This window comes from bacterium (assembly GCA_021372775.1).
In the GTDB taxonomy this organism is placed as follows: domain Bacteria; phylum Acidobacteriota; class Polarisedimenticolia; order J045; family J045; genus JAJFTU01.
The window spans coordinates 1-7,279 of sequence record JAJFTU010000020.1 but is presented as its reverse complement, the minus strand read 5'-3'; the positions used below and the strand labels follow the sequence as shown (position 1 = coordinate 7,279).

Here is a 7,279-nt window from a genome sequence, read left to right as displayed (position 1 = left end):
TTCGTGCGCCCCCTCGAGGTCCCCGCCGACGGTCGTCACGTCGCCGAGGTCGAGCAGGCGCAGCTTGTCGTCGAAGAGGCAGGGCAGGTTGGCGAGGCCGCGGCGGATCAGTCCCGGCGCGGCGGCCGCCCCGGGCCGGCCTTGGTTGCGGCGCACCCCTTCGTCGGTCGGGAAGCCGACGAGGCAGACCGCCTTCGCCCCCGCGGCGGGAAGCGGCGCGTCGAGAGGCCACGGCTCGACGACCTGGTGCCAACGCCGCGCCAGCGGATCGTGCGGATCGTCGATCCGCCCGGTCCACGGATCGGCCGCGCGGCGGCTCCACGCGGCGGCTCCGGCCGCTTCCGTCGTCGGTCGTTCGTCCATCGCGGGGCCCCTTCGGCGCGCCGCGCGCGGCGGGCGGGCGCGGCGGAAAACCGTCGCGCCCATGATGCGCCGGTTCGCCTCGGCAGCGCGGCTCAGCGCAGCGCGAACTCCTCGGCGAAGAGCACGCCCTCGTCAGAAGGCGCCGCCTTGCGGGCCGCGGCGAGCAGCGAGCCGTCGCGCACCAGCGTCTCGGCGGCGGCGAGGTCGTCGGAGAGCACGTGGTCCTTCGTCGAGAACGGCACCGCCTCGCGCAGCCGGGCGTGGACCGCCTCGAGCGCCGGCGTGCTGCGCAGCGGGCGGCGGAACTCCATCCCCTGCGCCGCGCAGACCAGCTCGACGGCGAGGATCCGCTGGAGGTTGTCGATCACGCGGTTCAGCTTGCGGCCGCCGATCGAGCCCATGCTGACGTGGTCCTCCTGCCCGAGCGAGGTCGGCACGCTGTCGGCGCTCGCCGGGAAGCAGAGGGTCTTGTTCTCGCTGACGAGCGCCGCGGAGACGTACTGCGGAATCATGTAGCCCGACTGCAGCCCGGTTTCCTCGAGCAGCAGCCGCGGGAGCTTGCCGCCGTCGCCGAACAGCATCAGGTAGACGCGCCGGTCGGAGACGTTCCCCAGCTCCGCCGCGGCGAGCGTGGCGTAGTCGATCGGCAGCGCGAGCGGCTGGCCGTGGAAGTGGCCGCCGCTGACCGCCTCGCCCGTTGCGAGGATCACCGGGTTGTCGGTGACCGAGTTGAGCTCGACCTCCAGCACGTCGCGGAAGTGGCGCCACGCCTGCCGCGAGGCGCCGTGGATCTGCGGCATGCAGCGCAGCGAGTACGGATCCTGCACGCGGCCGCAGTGGGCGTGCGCGGCGCACATCTGCGAGCCGCGGAGCAGCGCCGCGAGGTGCGAGGCGACGTGGCGGATCCCTTCGTGCGGGCGCACTTCGTGCAGGTCGGCGCCGAACGGGCGCGCCGTGCCGGCGAACGCCTCTAGCGACATCGCGCCGGCGATGTCCGCCGTTTCGAGGCAGGCGTGGAGGCGCGCCGCGGCGAGCGTGGCGTGCGCGGCGATGAACTGCGTGCCGTTGATCAGCCCCAGCGCTTCCTTCGGACCGAGGTCGATCGGCGCGACGCCGCGCGCGGCGAGGGCCTCGCCGGCCGGACGCTGCGTCTCGCCGTCCCAGACCTTGCCGAGGCCGACGAGCGGCAGGAAGAGATGCGAGAGCGGGGCGAGGTCGCCCGAGGCGCCGACGCTTCCCTGGCTCGGCACGACCGGCACGACGTCGTTCTCGAGGTGCCAGAGGATCCGCTCGACCGTCGCCACGGCGACGCCGGAGTGCCCTTGGCAGAGGGCGTGCGCCTTTAGGACAAGCATCAGCCGCGAGACGAGCGGCGCGACCGGCGCCCCCATGCCGCAGCTGTGGCTCATCAGCAGGTTGAGCTGCAGCTGCCGCGTGTCCTCGGGGGAGATGCGGCTGGTGCAGAGCGGGCCGAATCCGGTGTTGACGCCGTAGACCGCCGCCTCGCCGGCGGCCAGTTCCTCGACGCGGCGCCGGCTCGCGGCCATCCGCTCGCGGGCTTCGGCGGTGAGGGTTCCGCGGCGTTCGCCGCGCGCAAGATGAAGCGCCGTGGCCACCGTCATGTGGTCCACGCCGTATTTGAAGATCGTCTCGTCGCTCATTCCTGACTCCCGTACCCGTCGCCGCCGAACGGCGCCCAAACCATCTTGAGCTGTCGCCGTCCGCGGACGTGGAAGAAGATCGTCTGGGTCGCGAAGCCGCAGCTTTCCAGCCTCTCGACCCAGAGTGCGTCGCCCGCCGGCACCCGCACGACGAGGCTGCGCCGCGCCCCGCGCTCGCGCGCCCACGCGGCCACGAGCCGCCGCGCGACGTCGAACCGCCACGCGTCGAACCGCAGCGCCACGATGCGGTCCTCGGCGCCGCGCGCGGCGACGGCGAGGAGCCCCTGCAGTTCCCCTTCGCGCCGCAGCGCCCACGCCGCGAGGCGCGGCGCGCGCTTCTGCGGCCCCTCGAGCAGCATCGGCAGCGCCTCGCCTGCGGCCAGCGACGCGGCCGCCTGCGGCAGTTCCGCCGCGGCGACCGGCGCGACGTCGGGGTCGTCCGCGCCGCGCGCTTCGTCGTCCGCCGGCGCCGGCGGACGCTCGAACATCTCCACCAGCGCGAGCGCCTCTTCGGGGCGCCGCGCCGCCGCGGGGATCAACTCGCGCAGCAGGTCGCCGAGGCCGTGGATCTGGCGCTGGATCGCCCGCCCCGCCTTCGTCAGCGAGACGGCGCGCGCGCGCCGGTCGTCGGCCGAGGCGCGCACGGCGACCAGATCGAGCTCCTCGAGGCGCGCCACCATCCGCCGCGCCGCGGCGTCGCCGACGCCGAGCGTCCGACCGAGGCCGGAGAGGCGGACGCTTCCGTCCCCCTCGAGCAGGCGGAACAGCGGGAACCACGCCGGGTCGAACGGCACCGCGGCGTCGAGGTGGATCTGGCCGATCGCGGCGAAGAGCCGTTGGGCCAGCCACGCGACCGGCGCGCGCTCGCCGGTCCGGTCGTCTTCGTCGCTCGTCGCCATCTCGTCCTCGCGGGTTCGTCCCGAGCCGTCGCCGAGGCCCGCGGGCCGCGACGGTCGGGTTAAGTCAACACTCCGCGCGGAGTTTCGCAAGGCGAAGGTTCGCCGGCGCGTCCCGCTCGCGACGGGCGCGGAGCCTCGGGACGAAGGCGAACGGCCGCGGCTACAATCGCGACAGCCTCTGGAGGTCGCGATGCTCCCGCTTCTGCTCGCCCTGCCGCTCGCCGTCGTCCCCGCCCCGCGCTTCACGCCTCAGGACGCGCTGCACGCCGAATGGCGCCGACGCCCGCCGGTCGTCTCCGCCGCGGAGCGGGCCGCGATGCCGCCGGCCGACCGGGCGCGGCTCGATCTCGCGCTTGCGCGGATCGGCGCGCCGGGCGCGCCGTCGCTCTTGCCGCCGGAGCTCGAGACGCCGACGGTCGCCGTCTGGGAGGCGAAGGCCGCGGCGGCACGCGCGCCGGAAGAACGGTTCGCCGCGCTGTTCATGCTCAACCGGCTGAAGAGCCCGCGCGCGCTCGACGCGCTGCGCGGCCTCGGCGAGCGCGACGCGGCGGCGTGGCCGCGGCCGCTGCACCTCGAGGCGGCGGTCGCGGCGGCGCGCCTGAACGGCGGCGTCGTGGACCGCGGCCTGCGCGCGTTCCTCGACGCGCTGGCCCGAGCGGGCAAGGTCGATCCGACGCGCGCGCAGGCGGCGCGGCTGCGGCTCGTCCTCGCCGGCGTCGAACGGGAGCTGCTGCCGCCGCTCGAGGCGACGCCCTCCAACGCGCTCGCGCTGCTCGACGCCTGGAACCGCGGGCCGTGGGAGAGGAGGGCGACGCTCCACCGCGAACTGCTCGACCGCGTCTCGCGCTGGTTCGCCGGCGATCCCGCCGCCGCCGCGGCGCCGCTGCCGCTCCGCGCGCTGGGAATGAAGGACGCGCCGCTCGGCGACGCCGTCTTCGCGCGGAACCTGCTGGCGCGCCTCTTCGACGGCCTGCCGCAGGACGGCGCGGAGGCGCGCGACTTCCGCCTCGACGGATGGCCGCGCTGGGACGCGCCCGTGCGGCTGGCCGCGCTCGGCGCCGTCGCCAAGCTCCGCGCCGGCGAACCGGAAGCCGCGCGCGCGGCGCTCGCCGCGGAGCTGGCCGCGCGGGCCGCGGCGCCGATCGAGCAGGCCGCGCTGCTGCCGGGCCTGCGGCGTCTCGATCCGCGCGCCGCCGACGCGCTGCGCGGGCGCCTGCTCGCCGGGAGCGATCCGGCCGCGCGGGCCGCGGCGATCGACGACCTGTCCGCGGCGCCGGCCGATCTGGAGCCGCTGGTGAAGACGCTTTGGCGCGTCGAGGAGTACGACGGCGTGCAGGTGCTGCTGCCGGCGCTCGAGAAGTGGGACGTGCCGGTCGAGCGGCGCCGCGAACTGCTGCGCCGCTTCTACGACCATCCCTGCTGGACGGCCCGGCTCGACGCGCGGCGCGAACTGCTGAAGCTCGATCCGGCCGCGCCGTGGCCCGCCGCTCCCGCGCCGACGGCGGAGGACGAGGCGCTGCTCGCCGAGGCGGAGCGGCTCCTCGCGCGCGGCGCGCCGGTGCGGCTGCGGATCGAGTTTTCCGGCGGGAGGCGGGCGACGCTGCGGCTCGATCCGACGAACGCGCCGATCAACGTCGCCGACCTCGCGCGGCTGGCGAAGCGCGGCTTCTTCGACGGCCGCCTCGCGCCGCGCGTCGTGCCCGACTTCGTCGTGCAGATGGGGAGCCCCTACGACACGATGGACGGCGGCCCGGGATACACGGTGCGCTGCGAGGACAGCCTCGCGTTCTACGGCCCGGGCAGCGTCGGAATGGCCCTTTCCGGCAAGGACACCGGCGGCAGCCAGTTCTTCGTCGCGACCAACGCCGCGCCTCATCTCACCGGCCGCTACACGCGCGTCGGCGAGCTCGAGGATCCGGAGCGGGCGCTGGCGCTGTTCGACTCGCTCGAGTTGGGGGCGCGGATCGAACGCGTGACGGTCGTTCCCTGAGCGGCGCGGCGCCGCGCGCGCGGCGCGGCGCGTCGACGCCGGGCGGTCGGGCTACGCCGAAACGTCGAGGCCGCGCTTGGCGAGCGCGGCGGAGATCATCTCGGCGAACGAAGAGGAAGACGACGACGAAGAGGAACCCGAGGAGGACAGCAGGTCGAAGAGGTCGCTCGACGCCGAAAGGGCCGCCTCGCTGAACGCCGCGCTGTCGGACGTCGCGCCGCTCGTCGAGGAGGCCGACTTCGACGACGAGTCGGGGCTCAGCTTCTCCAGCACGGAGAAGAGGTCGCTCAGGCCGACCGACGAGCCGTCGCCGGAGCTCTGGCCGTTCAGCGCGTCGAACAACGTCGAGCCGTCGCCGAGCAGCGCCTCGCTGATCGTCGCGATGTCGGCGCCGGTCTTCGCCGAGGAGGCCGCGGTCCCGTCCGCCGACTTCTTCGCCGCCTGCTCGACGAGCTGCTTCAGTTTCGACAGCGCCTCGGTCCGCCAGTCCGACGAAGAGACGAGGCTGCCCAGCGACGAGACTCCCGACACCGCCATGGCCTTCTCCTTCCCGCCCGCGGCCTCGACCCGGAAAAAGTTGCCGGGACCGGACCGTTTCGGCCCCGTCGCGGCGCGGGCCGCGCGGGAACGTCACGGGAAGGAGCATCAACCGTGCCAGCGCGCGGCCGCGCGGAACGGGGCGCGGGCGGTCAGGCGTCCTCCGCTTCCCACGCCGCGAGGAGCTCGCCGAACATCACGCGGTGGTAGTCGCGGTTCGGGTAGAGCCTCTCGATGTTCCGGTCGAGGAAGCGCTGCGGATCGAAGTCGAGCGAGGCCACGACGCGACATTCGAAGGCGAGACGCGCGCCGGCGACGCGCGGCGCGGCGATCGTCGCGGACGCCTCAGGCGCCAGCCCCGTCGCCTTCCACTTGTCGAGGTCGCGCCCGGAGCGCGTGCCGCACAGCGACAGCGCCGGGCGCGCCGACGCGGGCATGAAGTTCAGCGTGAACTCGGGGCGTTCGGCGAGAAGGCTGAACGTGTAGCGGGTCGGCCGCACGTAGACCGTCACCATCGGCCGCTCCCAGAGCGTCCCCAGGCCGCCCCACGAAACGGTCATCAGGTTCGGCCGCTCGGCGCCCGAGGCAAGCAGCGCCCACTCGCGGTCGAGGATCTGGAAGGGACGGACCGTCAGGTCGGCGGGATCGATTCGGCGCATCGCGAAACCTCCTCGGCGCGGGCCGCGCCGCGCCGGTCGATCTTCCGCGCGCGGCGTCCCGCGGTCAAAGGGCGGCGAGAAGGTCCTCGAAGTACGCCGGCGCGCGCAGCAGCCGCGCCCCCGGCCAGCAGAACATCTCGCCGTCCACCGCGAGCGTCGCGGCGCCGGGGCAGAGGGCGCGGAACTCCGCCGCGTCGGCCTCCGCGAACGGATACGGCTCGGAGGGGAGGAGGATCACCTCCGGCGCCGCGGCGCGCAGCTCCTCCGGCGCGATCGCCGGATACCGCCCGCGCGCGGCGTCGAAGACGTTGACGAGGCCGCAGGCGCGCAGCATGGCGTCGATGAACGTCCCCGCCGCCGCGGCCATCAGCGGCCCGCGCCAGACGAGGTAGGCGGTCCGGCGCGGCCGGGCGTCCCGCGAGGCGCGGCGCGCGGCGAGCGCCGCGAAGCGGGCGGCGATCTCCGCCGCCAGCGCGTCGGCCCGCGCCGCGCGGCCGACGAGCGGGCCGAGCAGCCCGATCATCGCCAGCGCGTCGTCGAGCGAGCGCACGTCGCTCGTCCAGACCGCGCGGCGCCGCGCGAGCGCCTCGACCTGCGCGCGGTCGTTCTCCTCCTTGTCGGCGAGAACGAGGTCCGGGGCGAGCGCGTCGATCCGCGCCGCGTCGATCCGCTTCGGCCCGCCGACGCGCGCCTTGCGCCCGCGCCAATCGGCCGGGCGGACGCAGTAGTCGGTGATCCCCACGACCTCCGCGTCGAGGCCGAGTTCCGCGAGCAGCTCGGTGTGCGAGGGAACGAGCGAGACGACGCGCCGCGCCGGCGCGTCGAGCGCGACCGCGCGGCCGAGCTGATCGACGAACGAACCCAAGGCCATCGTTCCGTTCCCCGCGGTCCGGCGCGGCGCGCCTCAGCCGAAGAGCGCGGCGCGCATCGAGAGGGACGACATGTCGAAGCCGACGATCGGCCACGTCGGGCGCTCGCCGTCCGCCGCGGCGCCGACGACGTAGAGCAGCGGCAGGTAGTGGTCGGGCGTCGGATGCGCCGTCCGCCCCGCCTCGCCGGCGAGCGCGCCCTCGAGGAAATCGAGGTCGCGGTCCTCCGCCGCGCGCGCCGCGGCGGCGTCGAACGACGACGCCCACTCCGGCGGCGCCGTTTCGCCGCGCCGCAGGCTGT

8 protein-coding genes are annotated in these 7,279 nt (G+C 75.1%); 1 reads left to right on the top strand and 7 read right to left on the bottom strand.

Annotated elements, in window-relative coordinates:
- The 3 genes from LLG88_00580 to LLG88_00570 form a co-directional block, all read right to left on the bottom strand.
- Positions 1-363: arginase family protein (locus LLG88_00580; protein ID MCE5245409.1), on the bottom strand; the 363-nt coding region annotated here is incomplete at its 3' end.
- A gap of 92 nt (positions 364-455) precedes the next feature.
- Positions 456-2,024: a histidine ammonia-lyase gene (gene hutH, locus LLG88_00575; protein ID MCE5245408.1), complete on the bottom strand. Its 1,569-nt coding sequence runs from the start codon at positions 2,022-2,024 to the stop codon at positions 456-458.
- The gene (locus LLG88_00570; protein MCE5245407.1) at positions 2,021-2,923 is read right to left on the bottom strand and encodes a MarR family transcriptional regulator; all 903 of its coding nucleotides are present in this window, start codon (positions 2,921-2,923) and stop codon (positions 2,021-2,023) included. The genes hutH and LLG88_00570 overlap by 4 nt, the downstream gene beginning before the upstream one ends.
- 190 nt (positions 2,924-3,113) lie before the next feature.
- Between LLG88_00570 and LLG88_00565 the strand changes: the two genes are divergently transcribed.
- A complete protein-coding gene (locus tag LLG88_00565) occupies positions 3,114-4,913 on the top strand; it encodes a peptidylprolyl isomerase (protein ID MCE5245406.1) in 1,800 nt (599 codons plus the stop codon).
- Between the two features lie 51 nt (positions 4,914-4,964).
- Here LLG88_00565 and LLG88_00560 read toward each other — a convergent pair whose 3' ends face one another.
- The 4 genes from LLG88_00560 to LLG88_00545 all read right to left on the bottom strand — a co-directional run.
- Positions 4,965-5,450, bottom strand: a complete 486-nt coding sequence (locus LLG88_00560; GenBank protein ID MCE5245405.1) for a hypothetical protein — start codon at positions 5,448-5,450, stop codon at positions 4,965-4,967.
- Between the two features lie 152 nt (positions 5,451-5,602).
- Positions 5,603-6,109, bottom strand: a complete 507-nt coding sequence (locus LLG88_00555; protein ID MCE5245404.1) for a flavin reductase family protein — start codon at positions 6,107-6,109, stop codon at positions 5,603-5,605.
- A gap of 64 nt (positions 6,110-6,173) precedes the next feature.
- On the bottom strand, positions 6,174-6,980 hold the full coding sequence (locus LLG88_00550) for a helical backbone metal receptor (GenBank protein MCE5245403.1): 807 nt from the start codon (positions 6,978-6,980) through the stop codon (positions 6,174-6,176).
- A gap of 33 nt (positions 6,981-7,013) precedes the next feature.
- Positions 7,014-7,279 (bottom strand): 4,5-DOPA dioxygenase extradiol (locus LLG88_00545; protein MCE5245402.1); only part of this gene is annotated, 266 nt, incomplete at its 5' end.

What these genes read in the sequence shown, in the direction of transcription:
- hutH (MCE5245408.1), bottom strand. Translation starts at nt 2,024, where the DNA reads ATGAGCGACGAGACGATCTTCAAATACGGCGTGGACCACATGACGGTG.
- LLG88_00570 (MCE5245407.1), bottom strand. Translation starts at nt 2,923, where the DNA reads ATGGCGACGAGCGACGAAGACGACCGGACCGGCGAGCGCGCGCCGGTC.
- LLG88_00565 (MCE5245406.1), top strand. Translation starts at nt 3,114, where the DNA reads ATGCTCCCGCTTCTGCTCGCCCTGCCGCTCGCCGTCGTCCCCGCCCCG.
- LLG88_00560 (MCE5245405.1), bottom strand. Translation starts at nt 5,450, where the DNA reads ATGGCGGTGTCGGGAGTCTCGTCGCTGGGCAGCCTCGTCTCTTCGTCG.
- LLG88_00555 (MCE5245404.1), bottom strand. Translation starts at nt 6,109, where the DNA reads ATGCGCCGAATCGATCCCGCCGACCTGACGGTCCGTCCCTTCCAGATC.
- LLG88_00550 (MCE5245403.1), bottom strand. Translation starts at nt 6,980, where the DNA reads ATGGCCTTGGGTTCGTTCGTCGATCAGCTCGGCCGCGCGGTCGCGCTC.